The organism is Chryseobacterium gallinarum, assembly GCF_001021975.1.
GTDB lineage: Bacteria > Bacteroidota > Bacteroidia > Flavobacteriales > Weeksellaceae > Chryseobacterium > Chryseobacterium gallinarum.
The window spans coordinates 2,929,493-2,945,362 of the sequence record NZ_CP009928.1; the positions used below are offsets into that span (position 1 = coordinate 2,929,493).

The window sequence follows — 15,870 nt, forward strand, 5'->3', positions numbered from 1 at the left end:
TTCGCTTCCGGCAATCGGCATTAGGCTTCCGGCTTTTGTCTGCCTGCTTTCTTGCTTTTAGCTTTTGTTTAGTTAATAATTACTTTTTTAGATATTTATTGAAAAGCTAATAGCCAGAAGCTAGAAGCTAATAGCCATTTTTAATGGTTGATCTGTCCGTCTGCTAATTGATACAGATTAGGTAAATTTCTTCCCAGTTCATCATAATCCAATCCATACCCAAGAACAAACTTATTAGGAATTTCCTTCCCGATATAATCCAGTTTGAAGTCCTTTTTGTAAATCTCCGGTTTCAGTAAGAAACTTGCCAGTTTTACAGATTTAGGACGCTGTGTTTCTTTAAAATATTTGAAAAGACTTTCAACCGTATTTCCGGTATCAACAATATCTTCTACAAGAATGATATGACGGTCCTTCACATCTTTGGTCAGTTCCATTTTCTGGTACACAATCCCTGTAGATTCAGTTCCTACATAAGAACTCATTTGAATGAAAGCGATTTCACATTCACCCGGGTAATATTTTAAAAGGTCTGAGAAGAACATGACCACTCCATTCAAAACACCAATGAAAACAGGAACTTCATCTTTGTAATCTTCATAAATCCTTAACGCGGTCTCTTTGACAATCTCCTGAATTTCGGCGTCCTTCAGATAAGGAACAAAAGTTTTGTCGTGAACTTTAATACTTTCCATAAAAAATTTTAGTAGGAGGCAAAGTTACGGATTTTTGATTTTTGATTAAAATCTTTTTGTGTTTAATCCCGGATTTGTACTATATTTGTTCTTTCAAAACCCCAAAATACAGACATGTAGGATATAATTTCTTTCAGATTCAATAAAACGGTAGCCCAGATGCTACTGGTGTTTAACCATTCTTAAGAAAGAAATCATGATTTTACTGCAAAATATATCCTTTGGGTTTCCGGGAGGAGATCTACTATTTAATCATATCAATGTAACAATACCGTCTCAAACCAAATCTGCTTTGGTAGGGAATAATGGCATGGGAAAATCTACCCTGCTGAAAATAATAGCGGATGAAATACAACCGTTAAGCGGAAATATTAATATTCAGGGAGATATTTTCTATGTTCCGCAGATGTTCGGGAATTTTAATCATTTTACAATAGCAGAATGTCTAAGGATAGACCAAAAGCTGCATGCACTTCTTAAAATAACAAACGGAGAGGTAGATGAAGAATATTTCGAAATTTTAAATGATGACTGGGAGATTGAAGAACGCTGCCAGAATGCTTTACAGTACTGGGGACTTCAGAATTTTAAACTGACTCAAAAGCTTGGAGAGCTAAGCGGAGGGCAAAAAACCAAAGTTTTCCTGGCCGGAATTCAGATTAACCAACCGGACATTATTATCCTGGATGAACCCACCAACCATCTGGATAATGAAGGTAGGAAATTATTATATGACCTGATCGGTAAAACCAGTGCTACGATTATGATTGTAAGTCATGACAGGACTTTACTGAACCTTGTTGATACCATATTTGAACTAAGCAACCAGGGAATTTCAGCCTATGGAGGCAACTTTGATTTTTATGCAGAGCAAAAAGAGATAGAAGAAGAAGCCTTGCATCATGACATCCATGCAAAGGAAAAGGCTTTAAAGAAAGCAAAAGAAAAAGAACGGGAAACTCTGGAACGTAAGCAGAAACTGGATGCGAGGGGAAAACAAAAGCAAGAAAAATCCGGGGTTGCACGGATTATGATGAATACCCTCAGGAATAACGCAGAAAAAAATACATCAAAATTAAAAAGTGTGCATACAGAGAAAATCAGTGGTATTTCGGGAGACCTTCGTGATCTTCGCTCATCCCTGAAAAATTTTGAGCAGATGAAAGTGAATTTTAATGATTCCAATCTGCATTCAGGCAAAATTTTAATAACAGCTGAGAATCTCAATTTCAGTTATGGAAAAGAAAAACTCTGGAAAGAGAATCTCAGCCTTGAAATCCGGAGTGGGGACAGGATCTGTATTAAAGGTTCAAACGGATCCGGTAAAACAACCCTGATAAAGCTCTTGTTGAAAAATATTGCACCTTTTACGGGAAATGTCAGAACATCAGAATTCAACAGTATTTACATCGATCAGGAATATTCTTTGATTAACCATAACTCTACGATTTACGAGTTTGTTCAGACTTTTAATGATAATGCAATGCCGGAATCTGAAGTCAAAACTTTATTATCAAGGTTTTTGTTTGGTAAAGATACCTGGGAAAAAACAGCCGGAGTATTGAGTGGAGGGGAGCGTTTACGGTTACTTTTGTGCGGTCTTTCCATCAGCAATAAAGCTCCGGATATGATTATTCTTGATGAGCCCACCAATAACCTCGATTTGCAGAACGTGGAGATTCTGACCCAGTCTATTAAAGATTATCATGGCACACTGCTGGTGATTTCACATGATGAGGTTTTCCTGCAGGAAATCGGTATAGACAGGGAAGTGGTATTAAATTAGAAATTTCACACAGATCAAGGCAGATTAATTATAAGATCAGCCTTGATCGCTCTTTTACTAAACTACAATAAGCCGGAAATTAACCACAGTGTCTGAATATCCATTCATGAATCCCGGTCAAAACGTCTTCCCGTATTTCTTCATTTAAAATTTCATGACGCATTTCCGGATAGATTGTATATTCTATATCCTTAAAGCCGTCATGCTTTAAATGATCAATAGTTAGCATTACGCCTTTACCGAAATCACCAATCGGATCATCCTGTCCGCTTACAAACAAAAAAGGAAAGGAGAGGGGGATAGTGGCAGCCCAGTTTCTGGAAGTTGCCCTTTTGTAAATCGTAAATAAAGTATAAAAGGCATTGTTTGAAAACGGAACCCCGCAAAGCTCATCCTTAGCAAAATGTTCCCTGTTAACCGGGTTCAGGCTAAGCCAGCTTGTACTGTTGTAATTTTTTTCTTTCCTGAAATGCTTATTGTTAACCATTGTAAAAACAGAATTTAATACAGTACGATGGCGGGGAGCAATGATATTTGCTAATGATAAATAGCCTTTTAATAAACCGATCCCTGGTAATGGGCCTCCGGTGCCTGTAATAATAGCCCCTGTAAATTGGTTGTTTGCTTTTTGAAGAAGACATCGGGTGATAAAAGATCCCATAGAATGCCCGAGAATAAAATGGGGAACATCCGGGTACTGTTCGCTCAGATATTCATTCATCATTTCTGCGTCTGAAATAAGCCTTTTATCAGGTTTATGGAGCTGAAAGAAACCCATATGCCTTTTTTCCCTTACGGACCTTCCGTGTCCCAGGTGATCATACGTCAGTACAGCGACTCCAAGGCCTGCAAAATATTCCGCAATCTCAGCATACCTTCCACTGTGTTCCTGCATACCATGAACAATCAGAAGAGTAGCTTTAAGAGGGATGTTCTCAGGAGAAAATAACGTGTAGTAGAGCTTTGACCTGTTGCTTAGGTCGGAAGATAGGTATGCTGATTTTTGTGTTGTGGCCATGCGATTTCCTATTTCAGATGATACCCAAAGATAGGAATAAAACATTTAACTCTAATATCTTATATAAAAAATGGGCTCGCCGGTTTTTATATTGATTAAAAATTTTTGTTAAAAAATTAATGTTTATTGATAAATGAATTAATCTCAGAATTTTTAAGCTTAATCTCATGATTTTCATCCCAACCGCAAATAAATTTACACTATAATTTGGCCGTCATTTTTTTTAAAAGTAATTTTGCACGAATCTTAAAACAAAAGTAAAATATGTCAACTTATGTAGTTGTAGGTCTTCAGTATGGAGATGAAGGCAAAGGAAAAATCACGGATGTTTTATCGGCAAAATCGGACTATGTGGTGCGTTTCCAGGGAGGAGACAACGCTGGTCACACGGTTTATGTGGGTGATGAAAAATTCGTTCTACACCTTCTTCCTTCAGGAGTTCTTCAATGCAAAGGGAAATGTATCATTGCGAACGGAGTAGTGGTAAACCCTAAATCTTTCATTAAAGAAGTGAATCAGATTGAAAGCAAAGGCTTGAGAACAGATCACATTTTTATCAGCAGAAGAGCGCATGTCATCATGCCTTACCACATCCTTTTGGATACTTACCGTGAAGAGGAACACGGAGGAACTCAGATCGGTACCACCAAAAAAGGAATCGGACCTTGCTATGAAGACAAAATAGCAAGAGTAGGAATCAGAATGGTAGACCTTTTAAACCCTGAGATTTTAAGAGAAAAAATTGAGAAAAACCTGAAAGTTAAAAACTCTCTTTTCGAAAAATATTACGGAAAACCTGTTTTGGATGTTGAAGAGATCTACAATGAATTTTTGGAAATCGGAAAACAACTGCAAGACAGAATCGTTGATACTGAATTAGAACTGAATGAAGCGATCCACGAAGGTAAAAATGTGCTGTTTGAGGGAGCTCAGGCATTAATGCTGGATATCGATTTCGGTACTTATCCATATGTGACTTCATCCTCTCCGTCTACAGGAGGTGTTTGTACGGGGGCAGGAGTGCCGCCAACTTCACTTCAGAATCTTATCGGAGTAGCAAAAGCGTATTGTACAAGAGTTGGAAACGGTCCTTTTCCATCTGAGCTAGACAACGAGCTGGGTGAAAAAATCAGACAGATCGGTGGAGAATTCGGGGCTACCACAGGAAGACCAAGAAGAACAGGCTGGCTGGACCTTGTGTCTTTAAAGCATGCTTGTATGATTAACGGAATCAATAACCTGGTAATTACAAAATTAGACGTTCTTACAGGAATTGAAAACCTTAAGATCGTTACCCATTACAAAACAGAAGACGGAAAAATCATTGATTATTTTACTTCTTCTACTACAAAATTATATGACTACGAACCAATTTACCAGGATTTACCGGGTTGGAAAGAAGACATTACAAAAGCAAGAAGCTATGATGAGCTTCCTGAAAACGCCCAGAAATATATTGAATTTATAGAGAAATACCTGGGAATCAATGTATATCTTGTTTCTGTAGGACCTGAAAGAAGCCAGAACATTATCAGAAAAGAATTGTTCTAGTAACATTCACGATACATATTAAAAAGACTATCATTTTTGGTAGTCTTTTTCTATAGCTATTCCACAATATGCTGAAATGCATTAGCGTTTAGGAAATCTATATAACGGACAGTTTATTTTATTAAAACGGGGTTGATATTATGAATATTCCTATATTTAAGCATAATTTTTATCCATGGAAAGTCATCATATATCTGAAGAGCTTCAGAAAAACATCTTTATAAGTTTAGCGTTCACAATTGCCTATGCCGTTTTATTGGCTGTTTATGAAGATATTCCCATAAACCAGGCCTCGGACTTTCTGATTGTATTGTTTATGGTCTGCAGCTTAATATTGAGTACAAGTGCTATTTATTTTGCAGGTAAAAGCTACCGGAAAACAAAAATGAGTTCGGTTGTGCTGATTATTATTAATTCTATAGGATTATTATTGCCGCTAATCATTCTTCTGTTGCTTATTTAACCTGAGTCCGGATTAAGAAAATTAAGTATAAAGGCTATAATGACCGGTACCCAGCGCTACCATGAATAGTTATTCTTTATGGGGCTATGACTTCCATCTTCCATCTTCCAATCTGATTAAATCAGAATTTCATCCCGGACTGGTGTTATTTAATTCAGTTATTTTTTTAGGGAACCAGGCGGGTTTCTGTTGGCAATTTTCTATTTTAAAATGTTAAATTTTAGATATTGTCATAATTTTTTTTAAAATACTGCTGTTTTGACAAAATTATGGCAGATATTTTGATATTGAAACATTGCTTATCGATAAGAACTAATGAAACTAATAATCGCTTTTTAACAGTTTAAATAGTATAGTGATGAAACACCAGAACCAAAACCAGGAATTTCGCTTCAACGAAGTTCTTTTTGAGCACCGCAATAAAGAATATGGTGCCTATGTATTAAGAAACGAATCAGATAGAATATTAACCAAAGCACTTTTTATCGGAGCCAGCTTAATGGCGGCTGTGTCGATTACGCCATTCGTAATCTCTGCATTTAAAACAGATGTAGTAGATCACAGACCTCATGATGATGGCAGGAGAATTATTAAAATAGTAGAACCACCAGAAATAAAGCCACCTGTAAAAATTATCAAACCTGTACAGCCTGTTGCTCCACCTGATGTGAAAACATATAACAGTATACCTCCTATACCATCACGAGATGCTCAGGATAACGTGAAGAAGGATCCTGTCCCTGATGACGCTGTAGCTGGATTAGTAAATAATTTTAAAGGAGATGTGGTAGCGCCCAATACACATGTACCTACAACAATACCTGTGGCAACAGGTCCGGTAGTTAATACGGCACCGCCAACAATTCCGGAGCCTGCAGTAGATAAAAATAAAATTGCTGAACCCGGAGAACTGGGTTCCGAAGCCAGTTTTACAGGTGGAATAGATGCATTCAGAAATAAAGTGATGAACAGCTTTGATGGATCAGGTTTTGAATCAGATGATGTCATGAAAACTACCATTACTTTTATTGTGGAAATGGATGGTACCATTTCAGGAATCAAAGCTAACGGTGCTAACGCGGATTTTAACAATGAAGCGATCAGAACCATCAGATCCATTAAAGGAAAATGGACACCTGCAAAAAATAAAAAAGGGGAATTCGTAAGAAGCTATTTTAAATTTCCGATTTCCATGAAGTTTGAGAATTAATCCCTAAAAAGATATTTTAAATAGTTATCCACAAAGATTTTTTTTTGTGGATAATTTTTTTAATTGTTAAATTGCTTATTAACAATATTTTAACTCGATTTTGCTTTTAGGCATTCATTGGGAGCAAAGAAAAAAGTGTATTTTTGAAACTTAAAGTTCTAACAATGGCAAAAATCATAGGTATTGCTAATCAAAAAGGAGGAGTCGGAAAGACTACTACCGCTGTAAATTTGGCAGCAGCATTAGGAGTATTGGAAAAAAGAATATTAATCATTGACGCTGACCCCCAGGCTAACGCTACTTCGGGGCTGGGTGTGGAAGATGTTCAGTATTCTACATATAACCTGCTGGAGCACAGTGCAGATACTAGAGTTTGTATCAAAAGGACTGCTACTCCGAATCTGGATATTATTCCGTCACATATAGACCTGGTAGCGGCTGAAATTGAATTGGTAGATAAAGAAGATCGTGAGTATATGCTGAAAAAAGCATTGGCAAGCGTAAGAGACGATTATGACTATATCATCATCGATTGTGCACCGAGTTTAGGTCTTATTACGGTAAATGCACTAACGGCTGCAGACTCCGTAATCATTCCGATTCAGTGTGAATACTTTGCATTGGAGGGATTGGGGAAATTGTTGAATACCGTTAAAAATGTTCAGAAGATTCATAATAAAGATCTTGGAATAGAAGGTCTTCTTCTTACCATGTACGACAGCAGGTTAAGACTATCCAATCAGGTCGTGGAAGAAGTGAATTTACATTTCCCTGAAATGGTTTTTGAAACCATTATCAGCAGAAACGTAAGACTGAGCGAAGCACCGAGCTTCGGGGAAAGCATTCTGAATTATGATGCCGAAAGCAAAGGAGCGGTTCAATACATTCAGCTCGCTGAAGAAGTTCTTTTGAAGAACGAAAATTTAGTAAAGAATTAAATTAATAATAAATGGCCAATGGGTGAATGCTGAGCGTCACCCGTCAAACATCATTTATCAATTATATCTATGAAGGACAAAAAAAGAGCTATGGGGCGTGGCTTGGGAGCCATTTTAAGTGCAGAATCGAAAGCGAGTATCAATTCGGCTACCGATGAAGGTGCAGATAAGTTTGTGGGGAATATCGTAGAAGTAGCCCTTGAAGATATCTATCCGAATCCAACGCAGCCGAGAACTTATTTTGATGAAAAAGCATTAAACGAACTGGCACAGTCAATCAAAAACTTAGGAGTAATCCAACCGATTACCCTGAGAAAAGATGGCGAAAAGTTTGAAATCATATCCGGGGAAAGACGTTACAGGGCAACAAAAATTGCCGGTTTAACAACGATTCCCGCCTATATCCGTTTGGTAAACGATCAGGAACTTCTGGAGATGGCTCTTGTTGAAAACATTCAGAGAGAAGATCTTGATGCAATAGAAATTGCACTTACCTATCATAGACTTTTGGAAGAAATAGGGCTTACCCAGGAAAACCTGAGCCAGAGGATAGGAAAGGACAGAAGTACGATTACAAACTCAATCAGGTTATTGAGGTTAAATCCGGATATCCAGAATGCGATCAGAAGTGGTGAGATTTCCGCAGGACACGGAAGAGCCATTATCAGTTTGGAAAATGAAGAAGACCAGCAGGTGCTGTTTGAACTGATCGTTAAAGAAAAATTAAACGTTCGCCAGGCAGAACAGGCTGCAGCTGCCTTGAAAAACCCAAAATCTCCCGCAGCAAAAAAAGCAAAAGCAGAGCTTTCCAATAATTATAAAAGAGCCCAGAAGACCATTGCTGATATTCTGGACGTAAAAGTAGAGATCAAAGCCTCTGGAAACGGTAAAAAAGGTAAAATTGTCCTGGACTTCAAAAACGAAGAAGAACTGGAGTATATTTTGTCTCACATTAAATAATGAAGAACATACTTTTCACATTTTTCCTATGCATCACTGCACTGGCTTATTCACAAGTCAGTCCTGCTGATACTGTTCGTGTACCTGATCTTCCAAAAGAAGAAGTGCCGGCAGTGAAACCTGGGAAAACAGAATCTAAAATTATTGCCGACCTTGAAAAAGCCAATGGCCCCACAAGAAAAACAATAAAATTGAATCCTACCAGAGCAGGATTATATTCTGCAGTTTTACCGGGATTAGGACAGTATTATAACAAAAAATACTGGAAAATTCCCATCGTATGGGGAGCCGTAGGAGCAGGAGTAGGTATTGCAGTCTGGAATGACAATCAGTACAAAAAATACCGCGAATATTATGTCGCTAAATTGAATGGTACCCCTAATGAGTTCGTAGACAGCCATCCCTGGTTGGACAAAAGAGCATTGGGAAATGCCCAGGACAGGGCAAAAAGGCAAAGAGACTATGCGATTGCCATTACGGGATTAATCTATATTCTGAATATTGTAGATGCAGTAGTGGACGCTCACCTTTACGAAAGCCGCCATGACCCGGATCTTACTTTTAAACCCGCGGTTATCCAGGATCAATATGGCTATGACCCTCCTAAAACAGGACTAAGTTTAAGTTATAGATTTTAAATATAAATCATAGCACTATAGGGCTGAACCTTTCGAGTCATTAAAAATAAATATATCCTAAGCAATAATTAGGATCACAGAAATACAAAGAATATATGAGAATAGCATTAGTTGGCTACGGCAAAATGGGTAAGATCATTGATGAGATCGCACAGAAAAGAGGTCATGAAGTAGTTGCCCGCCTGAAGGAAACCCCAACTGCTGAAAATCTTAATAATCCGGATGTTGTAATTGAGTTCTCCCTGCCGGAAGTTGCATTTGATAACATTAAAGCTTGTCTTGAAAATAATATCCCGGTGATCTGCGGGACGACAGGGTGGCTGGAGAAAAAAGCTGAAATTGAAAGACTGACGGTTGAAAATAATACAGCATTCCTGTATGGCTCAAATTTTAGTTTGGGAGTAAACCTGTTTTTTGCTCTTAATGAAAAGCTTGCTGATTTAATGAAAAACGTGGATGAATATTCCTGTCAGCTGGAAGAAATTCACCATATCCATAAAAAAGACGCACCTAGTGGAACCGCTATTTCCATTGCGGAAGGAATTATCAATAATAATCCGAAGTTTGAAGCCTGGAAACTGGAAGAAACACAAGGTAACCAGCTTGGGATTTTTGCCGTACGGGAAGATGAAGTTCCGGGGACACACAGCGTTTTCTACAGAAGTGAAGTAGACGAAATCGAAATCAAACATACCGCTTTCAACAGAAACGGATTTGCATTGGGAGCTGTAGTGGCAGCCGAATGGATTAAAGACAAAAAAGGAAACTTCGGAATGAAAGATGTTTTAGGGCTTTAATTTGTAACAAATTCTTTAAATTGCATACCAATAACAGGAAATGATGAATGGTAAATTGTACATAGCAACGCTGTATCATTTATTACTCATCATTTATATCTAGAATAGGCACAAAAAATTTATGAATTATTTTTTAACTTATACAGTATATGTTCTCATTTTATCCGTATTAATGGGGATTTCAACATGGAAGCTGTTCAAAAAAATGGGTTATAGCCCTTTATTTGCATTTATACCTTTCTATAATTATTTCATTATTCTGAAAGAAACCAAACATCCGAAATGGTGGGCAGTTCTGTCTTATCTTCCGATAGTGGGACCTATCATGATGTCTGTCTTTCATCTTTATTTAATGAAGAAGTTTGGAAAGACCCTTTTCAAAGACCAGTTTCTTACGGTAATCCTGCCGTTTATCTATATGGCTGTTGTAAACTATGCTAAAGATACAGAACTTGAAGACGAAAGTTCAAACGAACTGTTTCTTACCGATGAAGAGAAAAATGCAAAAAAGAAAGATACATTTTTTGGCTCTATTACTTTTGCAGTTGTTTTTGCTACCATCATTCATGTTTTTATCACACAGCCGTTCGGAATTCCTACAGGATCTATGGAAAGAACATTACTGGTAGGAGACTTCCTTTTCGTTAATAAATGGAGCTATGGGTACAGACTTCCGATGCGTCCGTTAGCCATTCCTTTCCTTCAGGGAACAATTATGGATACAGGACAGAAAGGAAATCCTAAGGATGATCCGAAATCTTATGTAGATGGAGTGAAACTGCCTTACACCAGAATATTACAATTTAATAAGCCTCAGAAAAATGATGTGGTTGTTTTTAACTATCCTCAGGATTCCGTACATACCGCGATCGATCGAAAAGATCCTTATGTAAAAAGATGTGTAGCGACTGCGGGTGATACTTTTGAAATGAGAGCCGGAAGACTTTTCGTCAATGGCAAACCGGAAACTGTTTTAGGGGATCAGGAGGTACAGCATAGATATATTGTAAATACGGGAAGCCAACTGGATATCCCGACATTGTACAATACATATGGTTTCTTACCTGTTCAGGAAGTACAGACTGATAAAGGATATCTTTACGCTTTTCAGGGCCTGACGGATAAAACTGCGAAAGAAATCAAAGAACTTCCTCAGGTGATTGATATGAAAGAAGAAGTCTCACCAAAAGGAGAAGCTGCAGTATATTATAGAGACGAAGCCAAAACAAAAATCGATACAACCCAATCTATTTTCCCGATCAACAAACCATGGAATCAGGACTGGTACGGACCGGTTAGAATTCCTAAAAAAGGTGATGTCGTGGCAATTAATGCCGAAACACTTCCAATGTATCAATGGATTATTTCTGAATATGAGCACAACAGTCTCGAAAATAAAAACGGAAAAATTTTCATTAATGGAAAAGAAGCTACTCAATATACTATCCAGCAGGACTATTATATGATGGTGGGAGATAATAGAGATGCTTCTTTAGATGCCAGATTCTTTGGTTTCGTACCGGAAGAGAATATCGTAGGAAAGCCCATGTTTACCTGGATGAGCCTTCAGGGAGCTTTCAAAGACGGTAGTTCCACATATCAGGCACCATTCAAGATCCGTTGGGACAGAATGTTCAAAGCTACCAATACAGGAGAAGCCAACAAAACATCTTACTGGTGGATTGCAGCTATGATCCTGATCCTGTTTTTCGGATGGGAATACTTTGTGAAATTATTCAGAAAGAAAAAGACAGAAGACGAATTATAAAATAAAATTAAACTTAAAATAGAATGAAGTATTTGAAAAAATACTTCATTTTTGCATTATGAATATGAAGAATGTATTATTGCCGGTATTTTATATGCCCCCGGTTTCATGGTTTTCAGTGTTTTTGAATGCTGAGAATGAAATTACGCTGGAACAGTTTGAAAACTTTCCAAAACAGACCTATAGAAACAGAGCCAATATTTATGGTGCGAACGGGAAACTTTCTTTGATAATCCCTATTCATCATAATGGAAAAAGGGAAATGAAAGATATTGAGATTTCCTATCGTGAAGATTGGAGAACCCTTCATTGGAAATCAATTAAAACGGCATATCAGAGTTCTCCCTATTTCGAATACTATGAAGACAAATTCAGGAAAATTTTTGATCTGAAAGAAAAATTTCTTTTGGATTTTAACCTTAAGGGGCTTGAAATTATCCAACAGATATTAAAAACAGAAAAGGCACAGTCTTTGAATGAAGAGTATATCAAAAATCCTGAATGCGTCAATTTAAGGGAAAAATTCTCCGCAAAACTTCCTTCGGAATTTGAAATGGAGGAATATTACCAGACATTCTCTGATAAGTTCGGATTTTTGAAAGATTTATCAGTTCTGGACCTTATATGTAACAAAGGCCCTGAATCTCTTACTTATATAAAAAATGTTAAACAATTATAGAAAGATGAAATCGCACGGAATTTCCTGTATGTATAATCCAAGAAGGGCGATGACATGATTTAATAAAATAAAATATCAATATATGAAACGCCTGTGCTCAATTGACGGTCAAGAGCTATGAGATGTGGCGTTATTCGACTTATAAATAATAATAAAAATATACGAATGAAAAAGGTATTGTTAGCCGCTGTTTTTTTAGCGGGTTTTAGTTTCTCTTACGCGCAGGAAGCTAAAGGAAAAAATACAGATCCGAAAGAAGACAAAGATCTGATGACCTGGTATCATAAAGACTTTTCCGCTACTAAAGTATATGGGGTAAATACAGAAAATGCATACAAATATCTGGAATCAAAAGGATTAAAGCCGAAAACCGTAGTCGTTGGGGTGCTGGACAGTGGAGTGCAGGTAGATCACCCGGGATTGGTGAAAAATATTTGGTCCAATCCTAATGAAGTTCCGGGAAATGGCAAAGATGATGATGGAAACGGATATATCGATGATGTACACGGATGGAACTTTATAGGAGGAAAAAACGGGGATGTTGATATTGATAATATGGAAGTAACAAGAGTAGTTGCTAAATATCAATCTGTTTTTGAAGGTGATGACTCGGTAAAGAACAAAGCCAACCAGGCTAAAATGCCGGAAGAATTTGCGATGTATATGAAGGCGAAAGAGCTTTTCAATAAAAAAAGCATGGAAGCCAAGCAAAACTTCAAAACTTATTCTATGATCAATGAGCTGGTTCCTAATATGGTGAAGTTGTTAGGCGGGAAATCAGTAACTGCCCAGAATATTTCAGCAATAAAAGCACCTACGGACCAGAAAGATGCCATTGCTTTAAATATTTTAGCTCAGGTCTCTCAAAGTCCGGAATTTCAGGGGAAATCATCTGAGGAATTTGAAAAAGCTATTAAAGAGCAGATGAAGGAGGCTATTGATTATTATGCACCACAGGCTAAGCAATACGATCTGAGTTATGACACCAGAAAAGAAATTGTAGGAGATAATTATGATGATTATTCTGAGAAGAATTATGGAAATAATCATTATGAAGGACCTGATGCCGAACACGGAACCCATGTGGCAGGCATTATCGCCGGACTTCCGCAAGGAAAAGAAGTCCAATATGGGGTAGCTTCCAAAGTAGCCAAGATCATGTCTGTAAGAACAGTGCCTAACGGTGATGAAAGAGATAAAGATGTTGCCAATGCTATCAGATATGCTGTGGATAATGGGGCTAAAATTTTAAATATGAGCTTTGGTAAGCCGGTTTCACCAGGTAAAAACGTTGTATGGGATGCTTTTAAATATGCGGAAGATAAAGGAGTGCTTTTAGTAAAAGCCGCGGGTAATGAAAATGAAGATGTTGCAGAGCATTTGGCATTTCCTACCAATTTCAAAAATGCTACCGATGAAAAACCGTTTGTAAGTAATGTTCTTGTAGTAGGGGCAAGTACCAATAAAAATAATGCATTGAGAGCAGATTTCTCCAATTATAACAAGAAAATGGTGAACGTTTTTGCTCCGGGAGAAGAAATTTATTCTACCGTTCCTAAAAATGAATACAAATACCTTCAGGGAACATCTATGGCATCCCCGGTGGTAGCGGGTGGTGCTGCAATATTGCTTGCTTACATGCCTGAGCTTAAACCTTATCAGATTATTGAAGCTCTTGTAAAATCCAGCAACTCCAATACAGAAAACGGATTTGCAGATTATTCCCAGGCTGGAGGTGTTATTGACCTGAAAAAAGCAGCAGAATATGCCTATACTAATTTTTATAATGGTAAGACGTCCAACAGTACAGGTAAAAAAGCTTCGAGACGTATGACCAATGAAGTCAAATCCGTAAAAAAGGCTGTTAAAAAATAATTTATCTTCCTGTGTTTAAGGAGAAACCATAAAAAGTCCGAATTTTTTCGGACTTTTTATTTTTTATTTTCAATTTTGGCACGGTTTTTTGTAACTTTATAATAACAAAATAATAAACAACAAAATGAAAAAGTTACTACTTGCAGGGATGTTAGGAACATCACTTTTTGCAGTGTCTTGTTCCTCCGTGAATAAAGCGGCTACATCTCAAAATCAAAGAGCAGAATTCCTTAAATTAAAAGGAGACTGGCAGATTGTGAGCGTAGATTACGAAAAAGGATATAAAATTAAACCTTTTGATGAAGGTGCAGATGCCCAGTGTTTCGTGGGAAGCCACTGGAGACTGATTCCTAATAACTGGACAGGAGCATATACTTTAAATGGAGGAGGAAATTGTCCGGCCATTACACAGCCTATCAAATTTGAAATAAAAAACGGTGATACGTTTATGTTTAAGAAAATTGCTGCAGGTACTAAAGCCAAACAAAATACAGCAGGGTATACTCTTACAGTAATCAATCAGACTACAGATCAGTTCTCTCTTCAACAAGATGTTCCTTTTGAAGGAGGAAGCGTAAAAGTTGTTTACAACTTCCACAGAACAGGAATGAAATAATTTATAACATAAAAGATAAAAAAATGAAATTTACTAAAACATATGTGAGTGCCCTTTTCTTGTCATCAGCATTATTATTGACAAGCTGTGAAGCGGTTCAGAATTCCAATCACCAACAAAGAGGTACAGCAGTAGGAGCAGCTTCTGGTGCAGTACTTGGAGGTATTCTTGGAAATAATGTAGGCAAAGGAGGTAATGGTGCTATTGGTGCTGTATTAGGAGGAATTATCGGTGGGGTTGCAGGTAATGTTATCGGTAACAAAATGGATAAGCAGGCCAGAGACATTAAAGAAACTTTACCGGGAGCTCAGGTAGAAAGAGTGGGAGACGGTATTAAAGTAACCATGAATGAAAGTATTGTCAACTTTGCATTTGACTCTTCAAACCTTACTTCCGTTGCTCAGGGTAACCTGGATAAACTGGCTAAGGTATTGAGCGATAACCCTGATACCAATATTAATATTTACGGACATACAGATAGTGTAGGTAAAGATGCTTACAATATGGCACTTTCCCAAAGAAGAGCGGATGCCGTAAAATCTTACTTAGTAGGAAAAGGAATTGCCGGAAGCAGAATGTTCACCAAGGGTGAAGGTGAAAACATGCCGGTTGCAAGCAACGATACTGATGAAGGAAGAGCTAAAAACAGAAGAGTGGAATTTGCTATTACAGCCAATGAGAAAATGATTAATGATGCCAAACAAGGGCAGTAATTAATTTTAACATATAAATATTTTCGTAAAAGACCGCCCCGGCGGTTTTTTTTGTATTTTTATGCTGTCAATTTTGAATTCATTATTTTTGTAATGAAACATCATAAGTATAACACAAAAACTATGAGGTTTCTGATAGCAATTAAAATAAATAAGATTTCGC

The 15,870-nt window shown here is 37.4% G+C and carries 15 protein-coding genes; 13 read left to right on the plus strand and 2 right to left on the minus strand.

The genetic code is table 11. The features are described 5' to 3' along the window. Positions 1 to 140: 140 nt before the first annotated feature. The gene (locus OK18_RS13165) at positions 141 to 695 is read right to left on the minus strand and encodes a phosphoribosyltransferase (RefSeq protein WP_050021983.1); all 555 of its coding nucleotides are present in this window, start codon (positions 693 to 695) and stop codon (positions 141 to 143) included. 196 nt (positions 696 to 891) lie between these two features. Between OK18_RS13165 and OK18_RS13170 the strand changes: the two genes are divergently transcribed. Next, positions 892 to 2,481: an ABC-F family ATP-binding cassette domain-containing protein gene (locus tag OK18_RS13170; RefSeq protein WP_053328278.1), complete on the plus strand. Its 1,590-nt coding sequence runs from the start codon at positions 892 to 894 to the stop codon at positions 2,479 to 2,481. Positions 2,482 to 2,560: 79 nt separating this feature from the next. Here the strand turns inward: OK18_RS13170 and OK18_RS13175 are convergent, their stop codons facing one another. After that, on the minus strand, positions 2,561 to 3,499 hold the full coding sequence (locus OK18_RS13175; protein WP_053329369.1) for an alpha/beta fold hydrolase: 939 nt from the start codon (positions 3,497 to 3,499) through the stop codon (positions 2,561 to 2,563). Between the two features lie 264 nt (positions 3,500 to 3,763). Here OK18_RS13175 and OK18_RS13180 point away from each other — a divergent pair, with 264 nt between their 5' ends. From OK18_RS13180 to OK18_RS13235, 12 genes are all read left to right on the plus strand, one after another. Then, on the plus strand, positions 3,764 to 5,050 hold the full coding sequence (locus OK18_RS13180) for an adenylosuccinate synthase (protein ID WP_053328279.1): 1,287 nt from the start codon (positions 3,764 to 3,766) through the stop codon (positions 5,048 to 5,050). 175 nt (positions 5,051 to 5,225) lie between these two features. Beyond that, positions 5,226 to 5,513, plus strand: coding sequence for a hypothetical protein (locus tag OK18_RS13185; RefSeq protein WP_050021984.1), 288 nt, complete (start codon positions 5,226 to 5,228; stop codon positions 5,511 to 5,513). A 358-nt stretch (positions 5,514 to 5,871) separates the two neighbouring features. Beyond that, positions 5,872 to 6,723, plus strand: coding sequence for a hypothetical protein (locus tag OK18_RS13190; RefSeq protein ID WP_050021985.1), 852 nt, complete (start codon positions 5,872 to 5,874; stop codon positions 6,721 to 6,723). Between the two features lie 164 nt (positions 6,724 to 6,887). Beyond that, the gene (locus tag OK18_RS13195) at positions 6,888 to 7,661 is read left to right on the plus strand and encodes a ParA family protein (RefSeq protein ID WP_053328280.1); all 774 of its coding nucleotides are present in this window, start codon (positions 6,888 to 6,890) and stop codon (positions 7,659 to 7,661) included. A 69-nt stretch (positions 7,662 to 7,730) separates the two neighbouring features. Then, the gene (locus OK18_RS13200; RefSeq protein WP_053328281.1) at positions 7,731 to 8,621 is read left to right on the plus strand and encodes a ParB/RepB/Spo0J family partition protein; all 891 of its coding nucleotides are present in this window, start codon (positions 7,731 to 7,733) and stop codon (positions 8,619 to 8,621) included. Further along, a complete protein-coding gene (locus OK18_RS13205) occupies positions 8,621 to 9,259 on the plus strand; it encodes a DUF5683 domain-containing protein (protein WP_050021986.1) in 639 nt (212 codons plus the stop codon). The genes OK18_RS13200 and OK18_RS13205 overlap by 1 nt, the downstream gene beginning before the upstream one ends. 95 nt (positions 9,260 to 9,354) lie before the next feature. Beyond that, the gene (dapB, locus tag OK18_RS13210) at positions 9,355 to 10,056 is read left to right on the plus strand and encodes a 4-hydroxy-tetrahydrodipicolinate reductase (RefSeq protein WP_050021987.1); all 702 of its coding nucleotides are present in this window, start codon (positions 9,355 to 9,357) and stop codon (positions 10,054 to 10,056) included. Between the two features lie 121 nt (positions 10,057 to 10,177). Further along, complete coding sequence (lepB, locus tag OK18_RS13215; protein WP_053328282.1) at positions 10,178 to 11,824, plus strand: signal peptidase I; 1,647 nt, start codon at positions 10,178 to 10,180, stop codon at positions 11,822 to 11,824. 58 nt (positions 11,825 to 11,882) lie between these two features. Beyond that, positions 11,883 to 12,503: a WbqC family protein gene (locus OK18_RS13220; RefSeq protein WP_394331954.1), complete on the plus strand. Its 621-nt coding sequence runs from the start codon at positions 11,883 to 11,885 to the stop codon at positions 12,501 to 12,503. Positions 12,504 to 12,668: 165 nt separating this feature from the next. Continuing rightward, positions 12,669 to 14,378, plus strand: a complete 1,710-nt coding sequence (locus OK18_RS13225) for a S8 family serine peptidase (protein WP_053328283.1) — start codon at positions 12,669 to 12,671, stop codon at positions 14,376 to 14,378. Between the two features lie 124 nt (positions 14,379 to 14,502). Beyond that, positions 14,503 to 14,994 carry a lipocalin family protein gene (locus OK18_RS13230; protein ID WP_053328284.1) on the plus strand — a complete coding sequence of 164 codons (492 nt, stop codon included), beginning with the start codon at positions 14,503 to 14,505 and terminating at the stop codon, positions 14,992 to 14,994. Positions 14,995 to 15,017: 23 nt separating this feature from the next. Next, positions 15,018 to 15,707 (plus strand): OmpA family protein, encoded by a 690-nt coding sequence (locus tag OK18_RS13235; RefSeq protein WP_050021989.1) that lies wholly within the window; start codon positions 15,018 to 15,020, stop codon positions 15,705 to 15,707. The last annotated feature ends 163 nt before the right edge of the window (positions 15,708 to 15,870 follow it).